This window comes from Arenibacter palladensis, from assembly GCF_900129275.1.
GTDB lineage: Bacteria > Bacteroidota > Bacteroidia > Flavobacteriales > Flavobacteriaceae > Arenibacter > Arenibacter palladensis.
In genome coordinates this window covers 680,800-706,779 of sequence record NZ_FQUX01000001.1, presented here as the reverse complement: position 1 = coordinate 706,779, position 25,980 = coordinate 680,800, and the positions used below count along the sequence as shown (strand labels likewise).

16 protein-coding genes are annotated in these 25,980 nt (G+C 40.8%); 3 read left to right on the top strand and 13 right to left on the bottom strand.

The window, feature by feature from the left end; all coding sequences use genetic code 11:
* Positions 1-55 precede the first annotated feature (55 nt).
* The 3 genes from BUA60_RS02745 (at position 56) to BUA60_RS02735 (ending at position 4,909) form a co-directional block, all read left to right on the top strand.
* Complete coding sequence (locus tag BUA60_RS02745; RefSeq protein ID WP_072860196.1) at positions 56-2,830, top strand: endo-acting ulvan lysase-like protein; 2,775 nt, start codon at positions 56-58, stop codon at positions 2,828-2,830.
* A gap of 10 nt (positions 2,831-2,840) precedes the next feature.
* Positions 2,841-4,064: a putative glycoside hydrolase gene (locus tag BUA60_RS02740; RefSeq protein ID WP_072860195.1), complete on the top strand. Its 1,224-nt coding sequence runs from the start codon at positions 2,841-2,843 to the stop codon at positions 4,062-4,064.
* A gap of 110 nt (positions 4,065-4,174) precedes the next feature.
* Positions 4,175-4,909 (top strand): DUF6250 domain-containing protein, encoded by a 735-nt coding sequence (locus BUA60_RS02735; RefSeq protein ID WP_143153111.1) that lies wholly within the window; start codon positions 4,175-4,177, stop codon positions 4,907-4,909.
* A 28-nt stretch (positions 4,910-4,937) separates the two neighbouring features.
* Here the strand turns inward: BUA60_RS02735 and BUA60_RS02730 are convergent, their stop codons facing one another.
* The 13 genes from BUA60_RS02730 to BUA60_RS22730 form a co-directional block, all read right to left on the bottom strand.
* Positions 4,938-6,014, bottom strand: a complete 1,077-nt coding sequence (locus tag BUA60_RS02730) for an ABC transporter permease (RefSeq protein WP_218587881.1) — start codon at positions 6,012-6,014, stop codon at positions 4,938-4,940.
* Positions 6,011-6,982, bottom strand: coding sequence for an ABC transporter ATP-binding protein (locus BUA60_RS02725; protein WP_072860193.1), 972 nt, complete (start codon positions 6,980-6,982; stop codon positions 6,011-6,013). Before BUA60_RS02725 ends, BUA60_RS02730 begins: the two co-directional genes overlap by 4 nt.
* Complete coding sequence (locus BUA60_RS02720) at positions 6,982-8,130, bottom strand: COG1470 family protein (protein ID WP_072860192.1); 1,149 nt, start codon at positions 8,128-8,130, stop codon at positions 6,982-6,984. The genes BUA60_RS02725 and BUA60_RS02720 overlap by 1 nt, the downstream gene beginning before the upstream one ends.
* 283 nt (positions 8,131-8,413) lie before the next feature.
* Entirely contained in the window at positions 8,414-8,842 is a 429-nt protein-coding gene (locus BUA60_RS02715; protein ID WP_072860191.1) for a hypothetical protein, read from the bottom strand.
* Positions 8,843-9,452: 610 nt separating this feature from the next.
* A complete protein-coding gene (locus BUA60_RS02705; protein ID WP_084532460.1) occupies positions 9,453-10,868 on the bottom strand; it encodes a sulfatase-like hydrolase/transferase in 1,416 nt (471 codons plus the stop codon).
* Positions 10,869-11,044: 176 nt separating this feature from the next.
* The gene (locus BUA60_RS02700; protein ID WP_072860822.1) at positions 11,045-12,628 is read right to left on the bottom strand and encodes a sulfatase family protein; all 1,584 of its coding nucleotides are present in this window, start codon (positions 12,626-12,628) and stop codon (positions 11,045-11,047) included.
* A 29-nt stretch (positions 12,629-12,657) separates the two neighbouring features.
* Entirely contained in the window at positions 12,658-14,157 is a 1,500-nt protein-coding gene (locus BUA60_RS02695) for an alpha-L-fucosidase (RefSeq protein WP_084532458.1), read from the bottom strand.
* A gap of 68 nt (positions 14,158-14,225) precedes the next feature.
* Positions 14,226-15,764, bottom strand: a complete 1,539-nt coding sequence (locus BUA60_RS02690; RefSeq protein WP_072860188.1) for a sialate O-acetylesterase — start codon at positions 15,762-15,764, stop codon at positions 14,226-14,228.
* Between the two features lie 18 nt (positions 15,765-15,782).
* The gene (locus tag BUA60_RS02685; RefSeq protein ID WP_218587880.1) at positions 15,783-17,594 is read right to left on the bottom strand and encodes an alpha-L-fucosidase; all 1,812 of its coding nucleotides are present in this window, start codon (positions 17,592-17,594) and stop codon (positions 15,783-15,785) included.
* A gap of 64 nt (positions 17,595-17,658) precedes the next feature.
* The gene (locus tag BUA60_RS02680) at positions 17,659-18,978 is read right to left on the bottom strand and encodes an alpha/beta hydrolase family protein (RefSeq protein WP_178346954.1); all 1,320 of its coding nucleotides are present in this window, start codon (positions 18,976-18,978) and stop codon (positions 17,659-17,661) included.
* 267 nt (positions 18,979-19,245) lie between these two features.
* A complete protein-coding gene (locus BUA60_RS02675; protein WP_072860186.1) occupies positions 19,246-23,445 on the bottom strand; it encodes a hybrid sensor histidine kinase/response regulator transcription factor in 4,200 nt (1,399 codons plus the stop codon).
* A 350-nt stretch (positions 23,446-23,795) separates the two neighbouring features.
* Complete coding sequence (locus tag BUA60_RS02670; RefSeq protein ID WP_072860185.1) at positions 23,796-24,575, bottom strand: enhanced serine sensitivity protein SseB C-terminal domain-containing protein; 780 nt, start codon at positions 24,573-24,575, stop codon at positions 23,796-23,798.
* 178 nt (positions 24,576-24,753) lie between these two features.
* Positions 24,754-25,683: an ester cyclase gene (locus BUA60_RS22730; protein WP_084532498.1), complete on the bottom strand. Its 930-nt coding sequence runs from the start codon at positions 25,681-25,683 to the stop codon at positions 24,754-24,756.
* Between the last annotated feature and the right edge of the window lie 297 nt (positions 25,684-25,980).

The following is a 25,980-nucleotide window of genomic DNA, read 5'->3' as shown; positions in this document are numbered from 1 at the left end:
CCATAAATCTCACTTAGTGAGTAAATGAGATCTTATTAAAATTAGACGAATTAGCATGTTTTCAAAAACTTATAGCGCTATTACAAATTCAGTAAAGACTTATGCTTTTGCTGTTGGCTTATGTCTACTAACTTCTTCGGGAAGTTCGCAAAATAGTGTTGATATTCCCTTGCCATCCAATTTGGAGCAGGGATACCCAAGGTTGTACATAACCCAATCCGAGAAAAAAGATCTACAAAAGACCATCCAAAAAGAGCAGTGGGCAAAAGAGGTCTTGCAGGGTATCCATGAGCGCATTGACGGTCATGTAGAACGCCATGTTACAGATCCGGAGTGGATGGTCTCCCGCTTACAAATGCACTGGAAAACCAAGGCGACCAACATATATGTTGAGGGAATTAACTATTCCCATGCTGATGGAGAGGCTCCGGTTCCTACGGTGCGATTTGTTGGATCAAGGGATTATACCACACCCTATGGAAAGCCAAAACTGGAAGATATTTTGCCGTATATGGATGACCCTAGAGGTTTGTATTTGCCTAACCGATCCAAAGAGGGCAACCCTTTTGAATGGGCAGAACAGTCCAAAACCGGCCGTATTGTTTATTCCATTAATGAAGAAATAATTGGACTTGCCCGAGATGCCGCCTTTGTTTATTGGCTTGAAAATGAGAAGGAATATGCTAAATTTTCATTCGATGTTTTTCATACCTATATGGAAGGCATGTCCTATAGAAACGAACCCATCGACCTGTTAAATGGCCACATTCAAACATTGGTGGGATTTACCAATTTTCAGGTGATCCATGAAAATGTGCTGATCGATATAGCCGAACTCTATGATTTTTTACACCCATATATCGAAGCAAATTATCCACAGCACATTGCTATGTACGATACCACCATCAAACGATGGACAGATCAAATCATTAAAAACGGAGTACCACAGAATAATTGGAACCTGCATCAGGCCAAGATTATTTTAAAGGCAGCTATGGTCCTAAAAAGCAACGAATTTTATGCGGACAAAAAAGGGCGGGAATACTACATCAACTATATCTTGAATGTCACCTCGGCCCGCCAATGGTCGCTGAGCAAATTCTTGGATTATGGTTATGATAAAGACAATGGTGTTTGGGCCGAATGTCCGGGCTATTCCATTGGAGTTACCAAAGATCTCACAAACTTTATAGAGGACTTTAACAACACCTTCAATCACAATATACTGCCCTATATGCCTGTAATGGAAAAGGCGGTTAAAATGTTGCCGCAATATCTATTTCCCAACGGGCAAACGGTAGCTTTTGGGGATAGCAATTATGGTCCATTAAGCACAGAGCCCATAAGCGACATGATTCGTATAGCCCAAAAAAACAACAATAAAGAACTGGAAGAAGACTTTACCGCTTTGTACCGCTTGTTCGCGGATGGTGAACAGACCGAACAAACAGGAAAACCGAGGGCAGATATCAAATCTTTTTTTGCAAGTAAGCCCTTATCCATAAATTCCAAGTACAAAAAGGGCGATATGGATGATTATATCACCCAAACATTTTACGCCCCCAATGTAAGTTGGCATGTACAACGCATGGGGACCGGTAAAAATGGTATGATGGCTTCTTTGAACGCCTCTTTGGGCAACCATATGCATGCCAACGGCATAAACCTTGAACTTTATGGAAAAGGTTTCGTACAAGGGGCCGACCCTGGCAAAGGCGCGGGATATTTACAACCCATTTATTTGGAGTATTACTCACAGTTTCCAGCACATAATACCGTGATGGTTGATGGCGTATCTTCCTATACCGAAATGTTAAGTTACCACGCTTTTGACCTTTTGGGACAATATCCACAATCGGGACAAAAGGAAGGTTATTATCCGGACATTACCTATTCTGATGTCTATTTTTTGGAGCCTGAAACCCGCAGTGACCAATCCCGTTTGGTGAGCATTGTAAAAACCGGAGCTGAAACGGGCTATTATGTGGATATATTTCGATCCAAAAAACAGCGAAAGGGAGATAAGTTCCATGATTATTATTATCACAACCTGGGGCAGCGTATGGCAATTATGGACGCCGATGGGAATCCTCTGGAACTCACGCCAAGTGAAGAAATGGCTTTTGCCGGTGGCCACCTGTATGCGTTGGATTATATGTGGGATAAAAAAGCGATAAAGCTTGAAGATGACTATCAAGCGGAATGGAAGATAGATATGCCTGAAGGGCAAGATGATGTTTTTATGAATTTATGGATGAAAGGAACAGCAGGTCGTGAAGTGTTCTCCATCAAATCACCCCCAAACAAAGCTTTTAAGGGAGACCACGGCCTACCTTACGAAGTTGACGAGGAACCCTATTTAACCTTTGCTGCCAGACAACATGGTGCGGCCTGGGAGAGTCCGTTCGTTTCCGTTTACGAACCTTTTACCTCTGCCGAAGGAAAAAGTATTGAAGAGATTTCAAGTTTTGAAGACGAAAATGGAAATACGGAATTTGTGGGACTTAACATTACGCATAAATCGGGCCGTGAAGATTTGGTTTTTTCTTCAGCCAACCATCAAAATGTAAAATACAAAGATATGTCAACCGATGCTACATATACCTTGATCGCCAACGAGAAGAGTGGGGATTGGGTGATTTTTATAGGTAATGGTAAAGAAGTTACTGCCAAAGGATATACTATTTCGGCTCCTGAGGTAACAAATGTGGTGTTGGAGTTTAAGGAAGGTGTACTTCTATTGAATAACGAACTACCTGTAACCATCACCGGCAACAATTCAGTAAAGAAATTTGGGGCTGGGGCATTGCGTAAAATTGTACTGCAATAAATAAAGAACCATGAAAAAAGAAAAGTTATTTCGGATTCAGTCAATTAAAACACTAAGCCTTGTTTACTGTTTACTCGCCCTAAGCTTTTGTTCTTACGGGCAACAAAAATCATCACTGGCTATTAGTGATGGTTCCCATTTTAAATCAAAGACCTATTTTCCAAAATTTAGTTGGGAAACAACACCTATGTACTATCATTTTGGTGATATTGACCGGATATTGTTACCGGAAGAGGTTAAGTTTATTGCAGAAAAAACAGGTTTTATATGTATAGAAAAATCACATGCATTTAACATGCTTGGTGACGCAGTACTGGGAACAAAGCACGAAGTGGAAGCGTTTCATAACATAAAACCCGAGTCCAAAGTATTATTCTATTACAATTCTTACGTTGCATGGCCCTTTACACAATTCAATAAAGATCTTACCCCTCAAGGCATCACTAAAAACAAAGAATTGGCCAAATTTTTGGCCGTAGATCCAGAGACCGGGAAACTCCTTGAAAAAACTAATGGCCCAGCATTTTCGTACTATTTTGATGCATTAAATCCTGAATTTCGGAAATGGTGGGTGGCATCGGCTGTTGAAGGTGTTCAAATCTCCGGAGCAGATGGTATTTTTATTGATCGTATGAACGTGGATGATAATGCCGATTACCCTAAAGAGGACTTGGCAGAAATATCAAAAGCCAAAGGTGAAATGATGGCCGCCTTGAAAGAACAAATGGGACCCGATAAAATATTGGTCGGTAACAATGCAGCCGACACCAAAGATGTTTTTCCCTACTGTGATGCCTTTATGTTTGAGCATTACAATGCAACCGTTACCAATAAAGAGAATCTTCTAAAAGAATGGGACGATATGATTAGAATTGCCAAGGCGGGAAAAATATCTATTTATCGTTTCGGTGCCAAAGGAAAAGGACAAAACGATATAACAATTGGAGCCACAAAAACAGATGGAATTGAAAAAAAGTCTAAGGATCAATTGGAATATTACCATGCCTGCTTCCTTATTGGGGCACAGCCTTATTCATATTTTCAGTGGAATTGGGGTTGGAATTTGGAGGATGGAAACCTAGTAGACTATCCTGCCTTACAAAAGCCACTGGGGAGCCCAAAAGGAGCCTATAAACGGGAAAAACCTGATGGATGGATATTCACACGTGAATTTGAGCACGCGAGCGTTTGGGTTAATACGGAGACAAAGAAAGCTAAAATTACCTGGTATTAGAAAACCTTTCTGGGAACTATTGCTGGAACAAAATGTTGTCCTGGACGAACCTTACAGTTTGTTGGGTCTAAAATGCACTTGGAACATAAAACCAATAACTATATAATTTTATGAAACAAACTATCCTATCATTTATGCTGATTATGTTGCTCTCCGAGGCTTTTTGCCAAAAAGCAAAGGATGTAGTGATCGGTGATACCCTTTTTGTTGGAGCGACATTGCTCTATGAGGAAAATTTCGAAAACGGATTGGAGCATTGGAAAGTGGAGCAAATGCCGGGAGGTATCGTTACCAGAACCGATGGCAAACTGGAAATTACCGATGTGGCAGGCTGCACCATTTGGTTTAAAAAGCAATTGGAAGGTCCCATAATGATCCAATATGATGCTTGTGTAATAGAAGAAGGCGGCCCCCAAGATCGTGTCTCGGACCTCAACTGTTTTTGGATGGCCAAAGATCCTGAAAACCTGGATAACCTCTTTGCCAATTCAGAAAAGCGAGGCGGTAAATTTAGTAATTATGACGGACTACGGCTATACTATATGGGAGTTGGTGGACATGACAATAGCAAAACCCGCTTTAGAAGATATCTGGGCAATGGTGATAGGCCGTTATTACCAGAACATGACCTTTCGGAATCCAAATACCTGATAACGCCAAATAAGATTACAAAGATCAAGATTATAGCGTATAACGGAATTATTCAATATTACCGCGATGACCAATGTATCATCAATTTTTATGACCCGCAGCCCTATACCAGCGGACACTTTGGTCTACGCACCGTAAACAACCATATGACCGTGGATAATTTTAAAGTCTTCCGATTGGAGGAAAAAAAATAAGACCCACAACCCAATTACACAGCATTCTTTATCCCCTAGAGCGTATTTCCCGCTTCATGAAAACCATATAGGAAAGCAGAAAACAAAGCAATGTAAGTGCCAATAATCCCGTAAACTGTGGCCAAACCAACATAATGCTCTGTCCCAATGGCAGGGAACTCGGGATGGCCCCTTGCAATTGCTCCATGCTAAGCGGCCCCAAACTACGTACGGAAGGCACCAAAATGGCGGAGGTAATCCCATCAAACAACTCATTTGGCATGATCTGTCCCAGATAGAACTTCAGTTTTTCATAGAAGTAAATGGCTTTGGGGGAGGCGAATTTTGAGGGTTCATATGCCTTTATGATCATGTTGGCTAACAAAGGATAAAATATGGTGCAAAACAACCATACCGCTATCCCCAACAAAGCGGAGGTGGCAGATTGTTTAAAACGGACCGAAAACAAAATAGCAAGGTTTAACCAAAAGGATACATAGACAATGCTAAGTACGGTATACACCATTATCCGCATAAACTCTTCTGCTGTGGGCGGTATTCCTATGGCTATGAGCCCCGAGCCCAATACCAGAAAGCTCAATGTAAAAAACATAACACTGATCACGATTATCCCTGCCAGAAATTTGGCATTAAGAATACTATCCCTAGGAACTGGTTGCGCCATAATCCTACTCAGGGTTCCCCTTTGCTGTTCAGAACTAATGGCATCGAACCCCAAACTTATTCCAAACAAAGGGCCGAGGAATCCCACAAATCCAAAAAAAGGCGGCAGGGTACCATTGGATTTTGTAAATAAATTCAAGAAAAAAAAGCTATTTCCCGAACTATCTACAACAATGGCCTTCATGCCATCGGCCAAAGTGGCAAATAATGTTCCCATACAGGCCATCGAAATAATAGCAAATAGTATTATAAAGCGCCAGTTCCTAAAATGATCGGAAATTTCCTTTTGAACCATCGCCTTAAAGGGTCCCCAAGGAAAATCACCTTTACTGGCTCCTGCATCCTCATCCCTAAACACCAAGGAGTGCAGGTTTGAGGTCCAATCGCTCATGGTCAATGCGTTTAATTTTGATATCCCTGTCCTTAAAACTTTATTTTTCATCTGTTTTTATCTTCTTGAAAATATTGATAATAAATGTCGTCCAAACCGTATTCCTTTTTCCTTAGAAAATTAAGTCCGTATCCCGACTTTACAACTAGTCTGGACAAATCAGCGGATACATCCTTATTGGATTCTACTACAAATCCATTGTCCCCCAATTCCACATTTGCAACCTCTGGTATCGCCTTCATTTTTTGGACCATCTCCTTTAATGGCAGAGGTGGTTCTACATCCTCTGTCAAAGTGGATATGCCCCCTTCCAGGGTAAAGGCATTTTTGGAAAACAACTGTTGCGCCAAGGAGCTAATTTTACCTTCAGCCAGCATTTTACCCTTTACAAATATCCCCACCCGATCACATACCTGTTGAATCTGGTGCAAATGATGGGAGGAGAACAGCACGGTAATGCCTTTTTTTCTACTAAGGCGAACAATGAGCTGTAGAAACTTTTTTACCCCTTCTGGATCAAGTCCCAGGGTAGGCTCGTCCAATATAATTACCTCTGGGTTTTTAATCAGCACATCGGCCAGGCCAAGGCGCTGTCTCATTCCTCGGGAATAGCTGGCTACCTTACTATCCTTGACATCTTCCAAACCTACCTCTTGCAATATCTCCAAAGCCGCCTTTTTGGCCTCTTCTTGCGGGATGTCGTTTAAGCGGGCCACATACATAAGATTCTGTAATCCGGTATAATCGTTGTAAAAACCCACATCTTCCGGTAGATATCCTACTTTTCTTTTCACCTCCAGCGGGTACCTGCTACTGTCTATTCCACACACATTTACGCTCCCCGAATCCACTTCGGTGAGTCCAAGGATCATAAGAATTGTTGTTGATTTGCCCGCCCCGTTGGGTCCTAAGAGACCAAATATTTCGCCTTTTTCTATAGTGAGGTTTAAATTGTTAACCGCTATATGCTCGCCGTATTTTTTGGTCAATCCCTTTATATCTATACTCTTTTCCGCCATTACCTCCTACCGTATTTTCTAAACAGATAATAAATTCCCCCCAAGGTCCCCAAAATGATAAAGATTCCTAGCCAGCCCCATAATAAAGGTGTCTTTACCATAATCCTAAAAGAAGCAGTTGAAGTGGCCTCTGGGGTCTTGGCCGTAATCTTGGGCAGGTAGTCCCCGGGAATGGCCTTGTCGGAAGATTTAATGGTAGCCTGTACCTTTGTACTGCCCCCGGCCTGAATTACTGGAATAGTATCCGGCTCAATTGAAATTTCCCAATCCTTGGGTTTTGAAGAGCTAAAGCTAACATTTCTCAATTCGCTGGTTCCAGTATTTCTCAGCAGCAGATCCAATTGCTTTTCCCTTCCCGAAGTAACATTGGCACTCAATAATCCCGTTGGGGTGGTAAGCTCCAAATCATAAGACCCCTTTATGACCACCTCCAATTCCAGATCGGCCGTACTGTACTTGTTGGTAGCCTTTATCGGAATTTTAAAAGATCCGGATGTTACTTGTGGGGAAGGCTGTACCTCCACCGTAATATTGGTGGTTTTACCCGCTTCTATCTCCACTGCCGTGGCCTGCCTATCATTGGGCTTAAAGGCCACGTTCCAACCCCGTGGCGGTAGCGCCAACAAAGAGTACAACTGCTTTTCACTAGTATGATTTTTTAATTTTGTGGAAAAGTTAAAATTGGATTTGGAATGCCCTTCCATATTGATCTGGTCCGAGCTGAATTCGGTCTTAAAGGTGCCCTCTTCCGAAACGTTGACAACAATGGGCAGCACATCGTAATTCTTGGCAACAAGCCTTATATTATATTTCCCCTTTTCTACCTTCAAGGGTACATTTAGGGTCAAGGATACCGTTTTTTTCTCGCCTGGTAGAACAGCTATACGCTTAATGGAATAACCCCCGGCCTTTAAGGAAGAATTCCATTCGTCTGGTAAGCCGGAAAGATCAATTTCCACATCCTTCACCTGACTACCATAGTTTTTAACCTCAACGGTATAGTCAATGGATTCTCCCGGCGGTACCGTAATGTAGGTATAGGGGGTATAGAGTATTATTCCGTTCCCGGCCTTGGCGCCATGGCTATAAAAGAATAATAAGGTAAACAAAAAGAGTACACTTTTTAAGTAAGGTTTATTGGATTTCATAAAATATGGTTTATAATTTATAAAAGGTTAACAAGTTTGGGCCGAGCCAACGGCCGGTCTATTATATATTCATTCAAAATCAATTTGGATCTATTCCCTTTTTACTAAAATTCCCCTGTAATTACTATTCAATGTATTTATAGCCCCGTCCGGGAGCCTTAGGTACTGTATATTTTCCTTGTATACATTCATATGGAATTCATTTCTATTTAAACAGGTTAAACAATTTAAAGTCTAACGGAGGTATAGGTCTCCTATTAACCGCTGGTCCGCCAAAAGGTCTTTAATGCCGTATGGATGAAGTAGTTCGATTGTACATTGTTGAAGGTTCCACATACCTTATTCCATCTCTTGACCCTTGCCGATCACTTAGGTGAATTTTCAGGGAACCGTTCTGATAGCGAACGGATTTTATATGCCTGAACTTTTTGTGGGGCAAACTAATTTGAAAATCCATGTCCTTATATTGGTCCTTTTGTGAAATGGAATCCATGGCATACCCAAACAGACCTGTGGCCTGCTTTATTTTTAGGTGCAGAATACCATTCTGTATTCTCATGGAATGGTTGCCTTTTTTAAGAAAATTGGCCGAAATGAGGATATGGACCCCAAAATTGTCCATTTTCATTTGGAATTTCTTGAATTTCAACGGGGGAAGGGACTTAAGTCTTCTATGGTAGTTTTTTTTCTTAGCGGTCTTTATTGCTTCCATAACTATTTATTTAAATTATACTTTACTATTAGCAAGTAATCGTCTAAAGAAACAGAACGAAAAATGATTTTTTTGGGTTAAAGGGAATTCCCATTTTAACCCATTTCAGTTAGTGGGTATTTGGAACAGTCCCTGCTGCAACTAAGGGACAAGATACCTTCATCTGTAAAACTTGAATTCGAAAAAATTGCTCCCGGAAAGAAAATCGGGAAGGAAGTGTTGAAACCGGCTCCTTATGAAAAAAGGTTCCGTATAATGCCCACTTTTTATTCTATTAGACAATAGATTGATAGTTATTCTTTCAATTGACCAAACAGAAAACGTGGGCGAAAAATCGTCTTCTCGTTTAATAAATTGCATGTTATCGCTATTTCAAATTTTGAATAAAAATAAAAATTCGCGGAAAATACTAAAAGTTAAAAAATGTGAAAATATAGACTTCTTTCACTGTTCAATCCTTCAAGTGAACTCTGAAAAAGAAGCCAATAACATTTTTCCTAAACAGCAAGTTCAACATATTCCTCTAAGCCTATGTGCTGTAATTGCTAAAGGAAAATATTGATTGTTAAAATGGACCCATAGAAGTAATTCCACAAGTCCATTTGTCTTTCTAATTTACAAGTTTTAGGGTTTCTCTCTCCTTAGAAAAACAATTTTCAGGTGCTGCAATTGGTAGGGAACTTTGAAAAGCCTCGAGTTTGTAGGTGAGCTCCTTGAGCTTCTCAGGATTATCAGCCGACACATCTGTCTGCTCCGCCCAATCGGAAGCAATATTGTATAGTTCTACCTTTCCTAATTCATCATTGGTCATAAGTTTCCAGTTGCCCTCTTGAACAGCGGCACTAGGCCAAAAATCGGGCCTGTCACTGGAAAAGCGCCAATCCCAATAAATGGGCTTTTGTCTAATAAAGGATTCGCCCCTTATGGCGGAAGCGATGCTTACTCCATCGGCTTGGTAATTCTCGGGATAGCTTGCCCCAGCCAATTCCAAAAATGTTGGCAGCAAATCTACAGTGGCCAATTCGGTAGTTTTATCAACCACTCCGGCAGGCGCATTAGATGGCCAGCGTACCAAGAAGGGTATACGGACACCTCCTGCAAAAAGGGAGCGCTTACGTCCTTTAAGCTCTCCTGTTTCCCCAACGGAATAATAAGTCCCTAAACCAGGTCCGGTAGAATTATCCTCTGTAATTTTATTTTTACCGGTTATTTCGGGACCATTATCAGAAGAAAAGACAACCAAGGTGTTCTCATCTATTCCCAAAATTTTTAAAGTGGAAAACAATTCCCCTATACGGGCATCATACTCGGCCACAACAGCAGCATACACCTGTTGCTGTTCGTCCAAATGTGCAAATTGTTGCATGTACTCCTCTTTGGGGTAATGGGGAGTATGCGTTGCATGGATCCAAGCATTAATAAAAAAAGGTTTGTCCTTATGGCGCTTTACAAAATCAATAGTTTTATATATAGTAGAATCCGCATGCATTTGATGTAAGTTACTCGGTAAATTAAATGCTCCATACTCATCGTATCCATACTCCAAGGGGGAAGGTGCATCTTCAACATGGGTATTGGACAAATGCCATTTACCAAAATGGGCCGTGGAATATCCAGCTTCCTTTAACATTTTGGGAAGTAAGGGGGCTTGTGGATTCAACCAATCTGGCATATTTCTTTTTATATGCGATTCTACGGACGCAAAATGCCCGTGTACACTTTGGCGGGCAGGGTATTGCCCTGTCATTACCGCCACCCTACTGGGTGAGCAAACAGGATTAACTACAGAGAAGTTCTGAAAATCGATGCCTTCGGCAGCCATTTTATCCAGGTTGGGGGTTTTGCAAAAGGTACTTCCATGGATTCCCAAATCTGCATATCCCCAATCATCGGCAAATATGAATATGATATTCGGTTGGGTTTTTTCCTCTGCAATTGGTTCTTTTTTTGTTTCTTGCTTACCTCCGCAGGAAAGCAGGATTAAAGTGAATAGACTAAGAACAATACTTCTGGCAGTAACTTTCATTCTTTTAATTTTTGGATAGTAATTTTCAAAACAGGATATAACTAGTTCAATCAATACAAGAAAATGTCCAGGGTACAAACCTAATGCCTAACCCAAAAAATGTATTTCTCTGCTAGACCATATTTTTGCTGTATTTGACCAAAATTAGGGGATATGACTCCTATTGTCCCTTAAGATTAGGATTTGATCCATGAAGGCAAATCCCAATTCTCCTTAACATACCCTTGAGGCATTCCGGCCGTTGTTCTTCCGTCCTTAATGATATTGCTTATCTTTTTGGTAAGTCTTTTTACTACATCGGGATGCTCAAAATAAAGGTTGGTAGTTTCGCTTGGATCCGTTTCCATATTATAAAGTTCAAAGACGGCTTCCCCTTCTTTAGGTTGAATAAATCTAGGTTCCAGAGAACCCCCGGATCCACGAAACATATTTAATTTCCATTTTCCTTCGCGAATGGCAAAATCCCCCGATACCGAATGGTGGATTACCGCTCCCCTAACCATTTTATCATCATCCTTTCCTTGTAAAATGGGCAGTAGGCTATAACTGTCCTCGCCTGCATTATCCGGAAGCTTTACACCAATAATTGCTGCAATGGTAGCCAGATAATCTGTTTGGCACACCGGTACATCCGATTTTAGACCAGCCTTGATTTGTGTCGGCCAACGCATTAGGAAGGGCACGCGGTGCCCACCCTCGTATATGTCGCGCTTACCGCCTTTAAAATTAAAACTACTGTAGTGCCCATATACATCGCGTTGATAAACGTAGTTGGTTTCAGCGCCGTTATCGGAAGAAAAGATCACCAAGGTGTTGTCATCAATACCATTGTCTTTTAAGGCTTTCAATACCTGCCCCACCCTATAATCGGTTTCTTCCATAAAATCGCCATAATTGCCACAGTTGCTTCGGCCTTGAAAATCGGGGTGGGTACTATGGGGCAAATGGGGACTGTTCAAGGGAAGGTATAAAAAGAATGGCTTGCCGTTTTTTGCCTCTTTGGTTTTTTCATCAATATACTCCACTGCTTTGTTCGTCAGGGTTTCAAGCACCAACTCATCATTGAAGGATGGCGCTACCTCTACCCAGCCCCTGCCACCTTCTTTTTCATAGGGCGGGGTCATTCTATAGGGCTTAGGGGTAATGTCATCGCTAAAGGTTCTGGGGTTGGTGGCCGGCTTCTTTTTAGTCCATAAGACCGGAGGATCCAAAACCCTATCATTTTCCAAATAGGTAAGTATGCCGTAGTTCATGGATGCGGGAATCCCGAAAAAATAGTCGAACCCCTTTTCAATAGGACCATCGGTAAAGGGTTTGGACCAGTCACGATCCTTGCCCAGACTTCCTTCAAACTCCATTTGAAGGTGCCATTTCCCTACCATAGCGGTGTTATAGCCATTATCCCTTAGCAAGGAGGCAATGGTCATCCTATCCTTCTCTATCAAACAGGGTCCATCGGCTTCAAGGACTCCTTTTTTTAAGGAGGTCCTCCAACTATATCGCCCGGTTAATAAAGAATATCTAGAAGGGGTACAGACCGCATCACTACTATGCCCATCCGTAAAGATAATCCCCTCATTGGCCAATATGTCCATGTTGGGAGTCTTAAATTTAGCATCGGGGTTAAGAGCTGCTACATCCCCATAACCCTGGTCATCGGTATAAATAATGATGATATTTGGTTTTCGAATGCTTTGTGCCGCTGTAGTTATTGAAAATAACAGAAGTAAAATCTTAAATAACTGTTTAAATAAATGCATAGTCTCTTTTAAATTCATTTGTATAAAATCTATTTCCCGCGGATAGCCTTACTAACCTTTCGCAATAATGCCCTAGACTCCGGTGATACCGAACCATCCTCGTACATTTCAAGATTTATGGAAAGTGGATATCGATTTTCTTGCGCATGTTTTATTCTGCCAATGAGATCATCAAGGGAATGTTTTGGACTGGCTATGGTAGTATTCTTATCGATGTGCCCCCACCTTTTTTCCAAAGTAAAACAGCTATGTGCCTGCAAGCCCTTATAATTTCCTTCTGGAAATACACCGTCATCCAGTCCCGTAAATTGTTTTAGGCCCTCCCCGGCATAATAATCCTGATACTCCGTAACCTTGGGTAAAATCCAAGAATTATATGAAATTATACGTTGCCCGTTATTGGTTTTGGCGGCCTTACTTATCTCCTTAAAATTGGCCGTGGAAATTCCACCGGAACTACCATCAAAATGGGTGTCATAATAGCGCTGAGCCCCGTCAAAAAACCACCCGTTCAATTTTTTTCCATATCTATTGCCCACCTCTGCCACAATGTTCTTTAGGTTCCCGTAGAATTCCGTTTTATCTGCCTTATAGCCTCCAGAGGCCTCCATCCATTTGGAATCTATGGAATGGTAGCAATCATAACCATAGTGATAATAGAATATCAATTTGATTCCTTTTGCATAAAGTAGATCTGCCATTTCACCTAGTAGATCGCGTTCAGTGGTTCGTCCTTTCAATACCTTATCCAAGGATGTAATGGGCGCGGAAATATATTGTTGCCCCCAGGTTATGGACCAAATAACGTAAGCCGCCCCTGAGTCCTCCACCAAATCCACAAACTCCTCGACATCAAAATCATTGACCTTGTCTTCCCAGGCCTTGATGGTATCCCCTTTTTCCGGTGTTGCCCTATTGGTCCACTGAAACATTAAACCGTATCCGGCATCCTTGAACCAATCTGCTTTTTGCCTCAATTTCAGGGCCTCTTCATCTGTTTTGGCCGCAAAAGATGGGGCTGTCAATTCCAAGGCGGAAAGTTTAAATTTCTCGGCCGTATTAATTTCCAGCTCCAAAGTGTTGATTCCTTCTTTTAATGATATAGTTCCCAGTGCAATTTGGGACCAGTCCTTTTCATTACTTTTAAACGGAATACTTTTTCCATTGCAGGATAATGTCCCATTTATATTGGCTCCTAATATCCTAGCAACTACCTCGTAATTCTCCTCTGTAGACGATTCCAATTGCCATTTCATGAGATATGGCCCTGGTGCTTCGGACTCTATCCATTGGAACATATAATTTAAAACCGTTGTTTTAAAGTTGAATCCTGTTTCAGCGAGACCCCCGGAAAGCACATTAATCTCCTTGTTGCTGATAACTATAGGTTCTATAGTCGTTTTTGTATTGCTACTACCCGTCTCAGCGTAAGGGTCGGGAGCATCCTGGGCAATTAGTGGTATTGCCAATAGAAATATCAGAAGCATTGACCATCTACTTTTTAAACTGTCTTTTACTACATTGCCCATATTATACTTGTCTGTTTAGAATCCCACTATTATCCGTCAAAGGTCTAAAACCAAACACCTCTTTAAATTTATTCATCAATAGGAATCACATTATCCGTTCTGAAGGGATAGGCAGGTAAATCTGCACTATTGACCAAATTTACATCCGGTTTTCCGGCAAAGGCATACCTAACAAATTTGGGGTCTTTAATGTCACCATGGGACAGCATTACTGTTTCCCCAACAATTTTCGCTTCTGCCTTATGCCATTGCATAGATCCATCAGAAATCCAGAATCCCACAGGGGCGTTTCCATCCACCGTTTTTAACCCATGGGCATTCTTAAAATAAACTACAAGTGTATTGTTTAGTGGCTTTACTTCCTTAAAGATAGGGCCTTCCGCCACCACATCCTTATCAAGGGTATATTTTTCCGCAGCTAGTGCCAGTCTAATTCCTATAGGGAGTTTATCCACAGGGTGAACGTTCTTTTCGTCCCCTAGATCAATGGTGTTGACAACACTGGTATAAGGAAGTTCCAATACCTTCATTTGCGACTCGCGCATCCATGCCCAGGACATGGCCGATGGACTCGTGGGATCGATATCCGGGTTATTGTTCGTGCCTTTTCCATAACCAGGAAGCATTACTACGGAGAAGTGCATCTTATCATTATTCCATTCCCTTCTGTATCGCCTGATCCAAGATTGTAGCACATCGCCATATTCCTTCATCCCTATCACCCTGTGGAACCAATTGTCCCCGCTTACCTCCGGTACCCCGGAATAATAACGAGTGTTGCGTTCTCCTTGGTACCATACCAAGCCTCTACAGGCATAAGGAGCCAAAGGCTTCATCATGGCATTATACAGAATATTGGGTTGCCTACGCATAAATATATCCTCTTGATTAGACCAACCTTCAGAGGAAGTAATCGCGGTGTTGATTCTATTCCTCGTTAAAGTATCGGCATCAAAGTCGTCCATTATATCCCTGAAATAGGGAAACTCTTTTGCCATATCGCGCGGCATCCAGGCTTCCAGGGAAGAACTGCCCCAAGAGGCATGTATTATTCCAATAGGAATATCGGCGGACTTCTCGAGGAAATATGCAAAACCAAATGCTACCGCACTGCTTGGGGGGGCATCTTGCCATTTTCCATTAACATTGTCTTCTTCTTTAAAGGAAACCGTTCTCTTCACCTCAAAACTTCTGATGTTTTCTGAAGAAGCCAACAGTGCTTTTGTTTCAGGGACGTTGTTCACCGAAAATTGCATATTGGATTGTCCGGAACATATCCATACTTCACCCACTACTACATTGGATAATACTATTTCCGTAATTCCAGTAATGGCCATTTCCCTAGGTGTTTTTGACACCTCCAAAGGTGCTAATGCAACCATCCACTTACCATCTTTCCCAGCTTTTGTTGAGACCTTTTGGCCAGCAAATCTTACCGTTATCCTTTCCTTGGGCGCTGCGATTCCCCATACAGGGACTTCGGTACCTCGTTGCAATACCATATTATCGCAAAATAAATTGGCTAACTTTAATTCTTGGGAATATGCTATTGCCGTATTAAAAAATAGAAAAATAAAGAGTGTTAAGATGAACGGCTGTTTCGTCATTATTATAAATTATCTGTTTTATTCCATACTTGCGGCAGGGGTCAATCGGATTTCTTTAAGGCTGGCACTTTTCCTATTTCCGTCTACCAAAGTAACCGTTATGGTATGTTCTCCCGGCGTTTCAAATTTTAAAAGCCCCATTTCATAATAATTATAGACCTCCGATGAGTTCTGCTGATTCTGTATAACCTTTCCTTCTTCCGAAGTAATTCTCCATACCAAGCGGCCAGATCCAGCATAATTCAGTTCCGTTTGGTAATCACCGGGCTCCTTCACCATTACCTTCCAAGTCACCTTACCCTTGTCTGTCCAATCTTGGGCCTGTTCAATATGTTTCCACTCCCCGAACTTTTCCATCCACCTTTTTTCGGTGATGGCTGCACCTTCTGCCTTGGCAAAATCCACTGGAAGCTCTGTAGCAAAAACAGGGTCTAAACTAAGTCTGCCATCCACTTCTGGGCGCCCCTCTACCTCAAGCTCGATTACGGAAATCAATCTTTCTGGACGCTTGGCCGGAAGGCTTATCACGGCCCAATCCCCCTCCTTGGAGGTCTCCAATGCTATAGACTCCCCGTTTACCAATAGCTTTGCGAAGATAATATTATTTTTTAGGCCTGGAAGCCATAATTTACCATCCAAAGGCCATTCGTACACGCAGAGATTCAACTTGCCATCCGCTGCTATGGTAACATCTCCCCAGGGTAACTTTCGGCCCCATGGCGAAGAACCGGTCTTATAGACCACCTGCGGGTACTTGTTGATCCATTCCCCTGAAGCCCTTAAGGATTCCTGTGCCTCAGTTGGAATACTGCCATCCGGCGCAGGCCCAACATTCAACATATAGGTACCTCCCCTGGCAACCGTAGAAATTATACTCTTTAAAATACGTTTGGGACCCTTCCAATTCTCATCGTACCAGGCATATCCCCAAGAGTCGTTGGTAACATCTACCGTCTCCCATAGTCCCCCTATATTTTTAACGGGAATGTTCATATCGCCTAGGGATTTATAATCTCCCAATCCGTGGCCCGCCCTTCCAGAAATCATGGCGTTCGGTTGGTGCTTGCGGACTACATCCACCAATTCAGCTACATATTTTTTCTCCATATTGCCGGGAGTATCAAACCAGACCATGGCAATATCCCCATATTCGGTCACGATCTCCTTTACCTGCGGAAGACATTTTTTCTTAAAGTAATAATCGAAATCTACCTCTTTACCTTTTTCATTGACCTTGGGTCCGCCATTGCCCCCCGGAAAGGTCCAGTCCTGATTGTGGGAATAATAAAAACCGAATCCAAGCCCCAATTCTTTACAGGCCTTGGACAATTCTTTCATGGGATCCCTGGCAAAGGGAGTAGCCTTTACAATATTGAAATCATTGCTTTTGGAATTATACATGGCAAAACCGTCATGGTGCTTGCTGGTAACAACAACATATTTCATTCCTGCATCCTTGGCCAGTTGCGCAATAGCCTTGGCATCAAAATTTACCGGGTTGAAGTTTTTTGCCTCTGCGATATATTCATCTACCGGAATATTGGCCCTTCTAGGATTCATGATCCACTCACTTATGCCGTAATAGGTACTATCCTTCCATTTGTTGGCAATGTTGGAGTAAATACCCCAATGGATGAACATGGCGTAATTGCCATCATCAAATAGTGCCGTCCTGGAGGCGGGGGCATCCGCTCCCAAAGTGTTCTGTTCGCCCCACATTTCGTCCATTGACTTTCCATTTTGCTTTTCTTGTCCCAAAATAGTACCAACGTGCAGTACAAGTGCCATCAATAGCAATATGGATTGCCTCTTCCCAATTTTTAAATTCATTGTTTGCTGTTATTAATAGATTTATGTTTATTTACTTAGGTCCAATATCTTATATGCGAATTTGCTAGTAACTATTTTTCTTGACCATTCGCATGGGAGAACTATATATATGCCCTTTAGAATCAATGATGTTGACAAAATAGGCCTGTGCATTTTTGGGCAATGTTGCCGAAATTATTTTCTTGGAATCGGAAAAACGCATGCTAATTGGCTGCCATGTATAATTGTCCCTACCCCAATCCGCCGTATCGGAGGTAGTATATAGAACAGCTTCCGTTACTTTTCCATTATACCCATATACCAATTCGTTATTTCTCTTTAGCCTCTTAAACTTTGGCTTTAAGAAGCGCTCACCCTTCTTTACAACATAATCTGCAAAAGCGTAAATTTCTTCCGGTTCCCAACCAGGGCTATGCCCGTGTTTCATATTATGTTCAACATAGAGGTACTTTTCGTTTTTGGAAGCTAGATACGTTTTAGTGAAGCTGTTCATAGTGAAATGAAAATCATTGGTGCCGTTAACAAATAAGGTAGGTTGCTCCTGTAATGGGATGTACAAAGAAGGCTCCCAATTTTGAAGGTAGAACTGCTGTTGTTCCTTACTCAAAAGGGTTAAGAGGTGGCTATAATGTGGAGTTTCATGCAAAAAACCGCAACCGTATACCGGAATGGCAAAGGCATAACGGTCATCAATGCCCGTAATCACATTTGTAAGAATGCCTCCCCAAGAAATTCCGCTAATACCTATGCTCTTGGCATCTACTTCCGGAAAACTTTTAAGTAAACTGGTGGCCAGCATTACGTCTCCAACGGCGTGATAAAACCATTGGTCCTGCAACTTTTTAATAACAACATCCTCAAAAAATCCTATTCTTCGCGGTCCGGAAAATTCATGGCCGGGCCATAGTTTTTCCCCACTAGTATGTTCCATTTTTTCACCAGGAACCTGGCCCTCCAAAGCTACCGCAATAGCGATATACCCTCTATCTGTCCATTCCTTGACCCATTCCGGAAAAGCGGTACCGCCACCACCATGAACCAAGACCACAGCTGGTCTTTTTTCCCCTTTTGAAAGTCCATTGGGCACCCCGTACCAGCAAAATACCTTGGTCTGATTTCCATTATAATCCAACCCTTTAAAAAAAAGGCCTTTTATATTTGAAAACTGTTTGTACGCTTCAAAATCATTGGTAAAATCAAAACTTGGGGTATTCCATACCCCGGCTTTTGCAAGTTCTGTTTTTACCCCAAGTGGTCCATATAGAGCATTGGATTGACCTTCCGCTCTATTGCAAATAGCCAAAAACAATAGAAGGAACCCTAAAATATGCCTTTTAACGGGAAGCCTATATTGTACCAGGAATGTATATACAAAATATCGCATTATTGATTTTAAAACCTTTTGAAAACCGTGACCCAATAAATTTGGTGCGTAGTTCTTAATTAGGTCAAATCTAATTAGGGAATTGCGAGAAGGCCTTCTCTTTTCGACCAATCCTTTGCTTATTTCAACCAATCCACTTGTATTGAAACCATAGGATAAAACCATATCACCAAAACAACCTTCAAAAACTAGGTTATTGTTGATATTGATTTATATGACCTACCCAAAAAGTGAGCCGACAATATTATTCCATGTATAGAATCATCATCAATTTGTCTTGGTAAATTCGGAAGGAGAAACCCCGTGGAGTTTTTTAAAAGCTGTGGAAAAATAGGAATTGGATTCTATACCAATTTGATACATAACCTCGGCCACGTTATAGCCTTCGTTATGGCCTAAGAGTTCCGCTGCTCTTTGTAGTCTAAAATTTCTTAAATAGACATTGGGAGCCTGACCGGTAAGCTGTTTAAGGCGTCGATAGAAGTGCGAGGTACTAAGTCCTATTTCCTGGGCGAGCTCTTCGACCCCAAAATTGGAATCCGAAATATTTTTTTCCATGATGGCAATGGTATTGCCCAAAAATTCCTTATCCCTGGTCGAAATTCCGACAGCATTCTTGGGAAGCTTGCTATTCTTTGAAAAATACTCCTTTAAGCGTTCTCTGGTCTCAATCAATTTTTCGATCCTTAGCTCAAGGTGTCTCAATGAAAAAGGTTTGCCAATATATTCATCGGCTCCAAATTCGAGTCCTTTGATCATATCTTCGTTCTCGTTCAATGCCGTTAAGAGCAACACGCGAATATGGCTGAGATCAGGATCGGATTTTATTTTCTCGCACAACTCAAAACCGTCCATCCCGGGCATCATTACATCGCTAATGACCAGATCTGGCTCATTACTTTTTATTTTTTCGAGCCCTTCGATCCCATTGTTTGCTACTTCAATATTATATTTTTCCGAAAGAGTACCCTTTAAAAAGGTCTGTACATCCACTTCATTTTCCACCAACAAAATTGAATATTTCCTTTTGCTACCATTATTACTTGGCGAAGCTAAGTTATCCTCAGTAATTTTGGAGGACAGGGGAATCCAATCATCCACAAAGGACTTTTTGGAAAAATCTATTTCGTCCTCCTTGTATTCCTTTAGGGATTTGGAAGGTAATATGACCGAAAAGCGGGTCTCTACCCCAGGATTACTTTTTACGGAAATCTCACCATCCAGTAAATTCACCAAGGATTTGCAAAATGATAGGCCTATTCCACCACCGCTAACCTTATCGGTCCTATTTCCCAATTGATAGAACCGTTCGAAAATATTTTCCAGATCTTCTTCAGGAATTCCCTTACCGCTATCTACCACATCTATAAATATCATTTTTTGCCCCGAGGTATAATCAATTTTCGATTCGATACCTATAGTGCCAAAGGCGGGTGTATTCTTAAAGGAGTTGGATAGTAGATTGAAGATAATCCGTTCTGTCTTTTCTACATCAATGATGATCTCTTCGTCCGGGGAACCAATTTTATAAGTAAAATTGATGTCTTTTTCAATGGCATAATTTTCAAATGCCTCAATGGTGGGGTTAATAAAGGCACCTAAGGTCTCCTTCCTTAAATTCAATTTCAGTCGACCTTGTTCCGCTTGTTGAAAAGTGATTAATTGATCCGCAAGGCTCAAAAGCCTTTTGGTGTTTTTCTGTATAAGTGCCAAATATTTATTGTTTTCTGGATCTGTGTTTCGGGTAAGCAACCGCTCCAAAGGGCCTGCAATTAATGTTAACGGTGTTCTAAATTCATGGGACATGTTGGTGAAATACTGAAATTTTCCCTGATTGATGGTATGCACCCGCTCTTTGTCCAATTCTTCAAATTTCAACCGTTGCTTTAATTTCTCATGTTGCGAAAAATAGATGACAATGCCAATACCTATACCCACAGTGAGCAAGGTAAACAGCAAATAGCTCCACCATGTCCGGTACCAAGGGGGCAATATTTTCAGGTTCAAGGTTTTGGTCTCCGTACTCCAAATACCGTCACCATTGGCTGCCCTTACCTTAAATACATAACTCCTGGCGGGCAAATTGGTATAGGTAACCGTAGTCTTGCCCTCGTTGACGGTTACCCAGTCCTCATTAAAACCCTCCAATTTATAGGCCACTTTATTTTTGGAAGGCGTTGAAGTATGTTCCACGGCAAGATCAAAGGCAATAAATTGTTCCTTTTGGCTTACGGCAATATTGGTGGTCTCTGAAATGGACCTATCGAGGATTACCCTGTTATTCAGTTTTTCCCCAATACTTACACGTTCGTTGTTTACCAGAAGGTCGGTGATCAAAACCTTTGGAGGTTGATCGTTAAGTTTAATATCCTCCGGCCTAAAAATGGTCAGCCCATTCAATCCGCCAAAATAAAAATACCCGGATCCTCCCTTAAAAAAAGCCCCTTGTCTAAAGTTGTTCTGGGCAAGACCATCGCGCACATCAAATACATCTATAGTGTTGTCCTTTAAATGAAATCTCAATAGTCCCATATCGGAACTTAACCATAAATAATTATCCCCTTCTGGTAAAATGCCGTAGATGGCATCGTCCGGCAAGACATCATTTTTGCGGAAAAACTCTATTTTGGAAGGTTTTCCGGAACTATCTATAGTGATTCTGTTGAGTCCGCCACCAAAGGTACCTACCCAGATATTTCCCGAATTATCTTCAAATAGGGAGAAAACATTCTCATAGCTCAAGCTTATTTCATCATTCCTGTCGTGCGAGTACTTATGGTGGATCTTAATTTCCTCGCCGTTATAACTTGCATGTACCAACCCTTTTTTGGTGCCGATCCACCATGAACCATTACCTGACTTTAGGAAAATATGGCCAATTTCATTTTCCAAAGAAATGCTGGACCTCAACTCGAGAACCGGGTTTTTATTGCGGTCTATTATCTCCCAAGGATTTTGCACAACCGTGAGCTGGCTACCCAATAGAAGAATTTCATTTTCCGAAATCTGGGAAATACTTCTAATTCCGTTGTTTAATAGTGGTATGCCATCTCTAGCCAAGCTTAGCTTTTTAAATTGATCATTCAAGGGGTTGTACACTACAAGGGAATAGTCGGTGCCAAACCATAAATATCCTTTATTGTCCTCATAGATGCTCCGAACAATATCCATATCGGAAATAGGAAATCTATTTTCCAAATTTTCAAACTTTAGCGAGTTTGAGGTTTGACCGTTCACTGCAGTTGTACTTCTGAAAAGTGGAGTGTTGTAACCGGACAACCATAACCTTCCCTTTCTGTCCTCGAGAATCGCCGTCAATAAATTATCTGTCAAGGACTGCGGCTCATAAGGATTGTTGGAGTAGCTCATAAATTGTTTCTGGCTTAGGTCCAATTTATTTATTCCGCCTTGGGCCGTACCCACCCACAACACATTAAAATCGTCCTGAAAAAGGGCATTTATATTTTGACTGCTTATGCCAAAAGTATTTCGGGGATCGTAGGCAAAGTGTTGAAAACTGTCACCATCCTCTATATATCTAAAGAGACCGTTATCTGTTGTGCCGATCCACACGCTGCCGGAATGGTCTTCAAAAATAACGTCTACCATAATGATAGCGCTTTTGGAATTTAATTTTTTATCGGTATCAAAATTGGTGATAATATGTGCCTTTTCCCCCTCAAAAGATGCCTTGTACAAGCCTTTTTCGGTACCGATCCAAAAAATATTATTTCTATTCATGAGGCAGGAAACGACCTCATTTTCCAAAGTTATAAATTGGGTCAAATCCCTGATTTCCATATCAGCACCGGAAACACCAGTGGCAAGGGATAAATTCCACAAGCCCCTGGAAGTAGCTAGCACCAAAGAATTTTTATCCCTAAAACCAAAATCGTTTAGGTAAGGAACTTGAGGATATGGCGCAAGGATGTTATGAGAAACCTGGAAGACGCCATTCTGTATATCCGTAAGCTGGCAAACATATAACTCATTTTCACCGGAAAACCAGATTTTGCCATCCGGTCCGGAACTAATCTTAGTAATACTAAGCCTATGGTTTAGGGGTACTGTTAGGAATTTTTCGAGTGATGGAATATAAACATTAAGGCCAAGGGTAGTTCCTATCCACAATAACCCATCCTTATCCTTAAATAACTGTTTAACGTCGTTGCTAAGAATATTTCCGTTACTCTCGGATTGGGTGGTAAAGGTTTTAAATTCATAGCCATCATGCCTAATGAGTCCGTTCGGCGTACCAAACCATAGAAATCCGTACCGATCCTGTACTATGGAATTAATGGTATTCTGGTTAAAACCTTGCTGGTTGGAAAACCTTTCAAACTTTTGGGAATACCCGGAGAATGGGGCCGTAAGGCTAAAAATTACGACTCCCCAAAAAAACAGTAAACCTACTTGCTTATAATTTCCTCTCATTCCTTTGGTTACATCTTTGCAGAATACTGGCATCCAATACCTTTTGTTACAGGATATAAGCAAATATAAATGTGTTGGGTCATAAAGCCTAATTTATTCAAAGGACCCCCTTTTCACAAATCGCAGGCGCATTGAAATACGATTTTTTTAATTTTAATCTAGGATCGATTATATAGGGCCTGCATGCCTGCTGGCAGGCGCGGAGCAAGTTATATATGGTGCTGAAGTATAGACAACCAAGCAAACAGCAGAAAAAGGTTACCAACAATTCAACGCCCCAAAATCAATATTATAGATTGAAAAAAATAAAATATTAACCTTAAGTTTCTAATAATTATGGTGATGGCCTAGTGCTTTTCATAGGAGCCATTGTTACCCACAGTTTAATTTCTTTTATAAAAAGGTATTGTTTTACCTATGAAGTAGTCTGAAATGCCACCTTTGTTGTCAATTTGAATAAAGTCAACTATTTCATTTTTCATGAACTTTTCGGCAAGTGGTCCAGCCTCATTTGTAATTGATGACATATCATCTTCAATGTCAATAGCTATGATTAGATGAGGTAGTTCCTCAGTTTTATCCATTTTTATTGAAGCTAAATAAGCCGCCTTAATTGTGTCTTTCCTCTTGAATAATATTTTTAAAGCGTTTACAAAGTCAGTAGGATAATTTGCTGGTTGACCAATTTGTACTTCTGTTTCTTTTTCTATCGTCATTTCATTGTTTTGGTCAAAAATTGATCCATCTAACAAGTTTTCAATTTCATTTGGGACCAGTTCCTTACCGTAGTCGGAATATGGATTGAGGATAAATGTTGCTCCTTTAGTTAAACTGAACAAACTCTGACCCTTCAAAGCAATAAATGGCACCTCTTCATTAATTACTCCTTTGTCAAAAATTCTATTTGTTGACGTAAATACGGGAATTTTACCATTTTCGAATGTTACAAATTGAATTTTAGTATCTTTTTCTAAAGTTCTATATCCTTCTTGAGAATTATCGTGACCAATGGTTAACACGATTAGCTCATTCCACAATAGTTTTAGATAGAATTCATGTCTTGCTGAAGCATCGGTTGTTGCCTGCATTAGTGTTTTTTCCAGCTCATTTTCTGGAAACGTAGAGGCGGTTTTCTTTTTTTTAAATATGTCAAATATTCCCATTTATCATTTTTTAAATAGTGGGTAACGTGTTTGTATAAGGAAAGTTCCGGGTTTGCATGCGAGGATTTTCCGACTTGTGACGCCATTTGGCGTTAAGTAAAATCAGACGTAGCAAACGTACAACGACCTTTGTTTTAGCACAACACCAGCAATTTTTTATTTACAGTGTTGGCAGTTGTTATTTTTTGTGAGTTCCAAATTCAAGTTGACGCTTATATTCTTTGTTGTCAAAATAACCTTTTGATTCTTGGATTAATCCATCATCATTTAATGTCCATTCTTCAAATCCACTAATTTTAACTTTCTTACCAGTTCCATTTGGTACGTCATTTGTTCCAGTCAGGGTCCAATAGAATCGTGTTTTGTCCGATTTAGTAATTAGACTATCCATTGAAACAACCATATCCGGAAAAGTGTTCATAAATCCTTTCGCAACATTTGTTATTGCTTCAGTACCTACTGCTGGTTCCCCTTCATTTATCTGTAGAACTCCTTCTTCAGCAAAAAAGGACGATACAAAATTGGGTCTTTGGCTGCACCAAACTTGTGCATAACTCTTGGCAAAAACCTCTATATCAAATTTTTGTAGTTCTTCTGGTAAAGCCGTATTAGTGAATGAGATATTAATGAATTTCCATTCACCATCTTCCTTGATTAAGGTGAAATTGTCTACGTTATTTGTCCGTGGGACGCCAAATTTATGTAGCGTAGCATCAGCCCAAATAAAAGCAATTTGACTCTTGTTTATAAGAAATTTGTATTCATTCACGGGTTCGTAAAAGGGTTGCCGTTCTCGTTTTTTTTGAGATTCAAAATATTCGCCAATTGTGATGACGGAATTTTTAGAGACTTCATCTCTAACTATTGCACTTGCCAAGTTTGCCTTTTTTGAAACGATGGATTCCAAAGTCTGCCAATCAGAATTACCTACAGCAAACAATAGCTTTTCTACAAGGGCTTTTAATTCTTTTTCTTCTGGATTTAGCGTTTTTACTTCTTCAATAGCCTTTTCGGTCAATTTAGTTTTATTGTGATTGGACTGACAACTAAAAAATAAGCTAGAAACAATTACAAGAGATAATATTTTAATACTCAATGCTCTTTTCATTATTGGATTTTTTAATTGCTGCCAACAATTGGATAGCATCATTGATGATATCCCATTTATAAAAACTAAGATAATGAATACCAGATAAGAAATTCCATTATGGAAATTAAAGTATCTTAATTTGAACTATTAGGATAGGGATTTTACTCATAACGCGAATCTGTAAAACACAAAACCAATTTAAGCATTTTCGTCCCAAGATTCGTCCCCTAGAAAGAATAAAGCCCCGTAAACGTAGTGTTTACAGGGCTTATCAACCGTTTTCCGTGGTCCCACTTGGGTTAGCTCGCAGTGCTC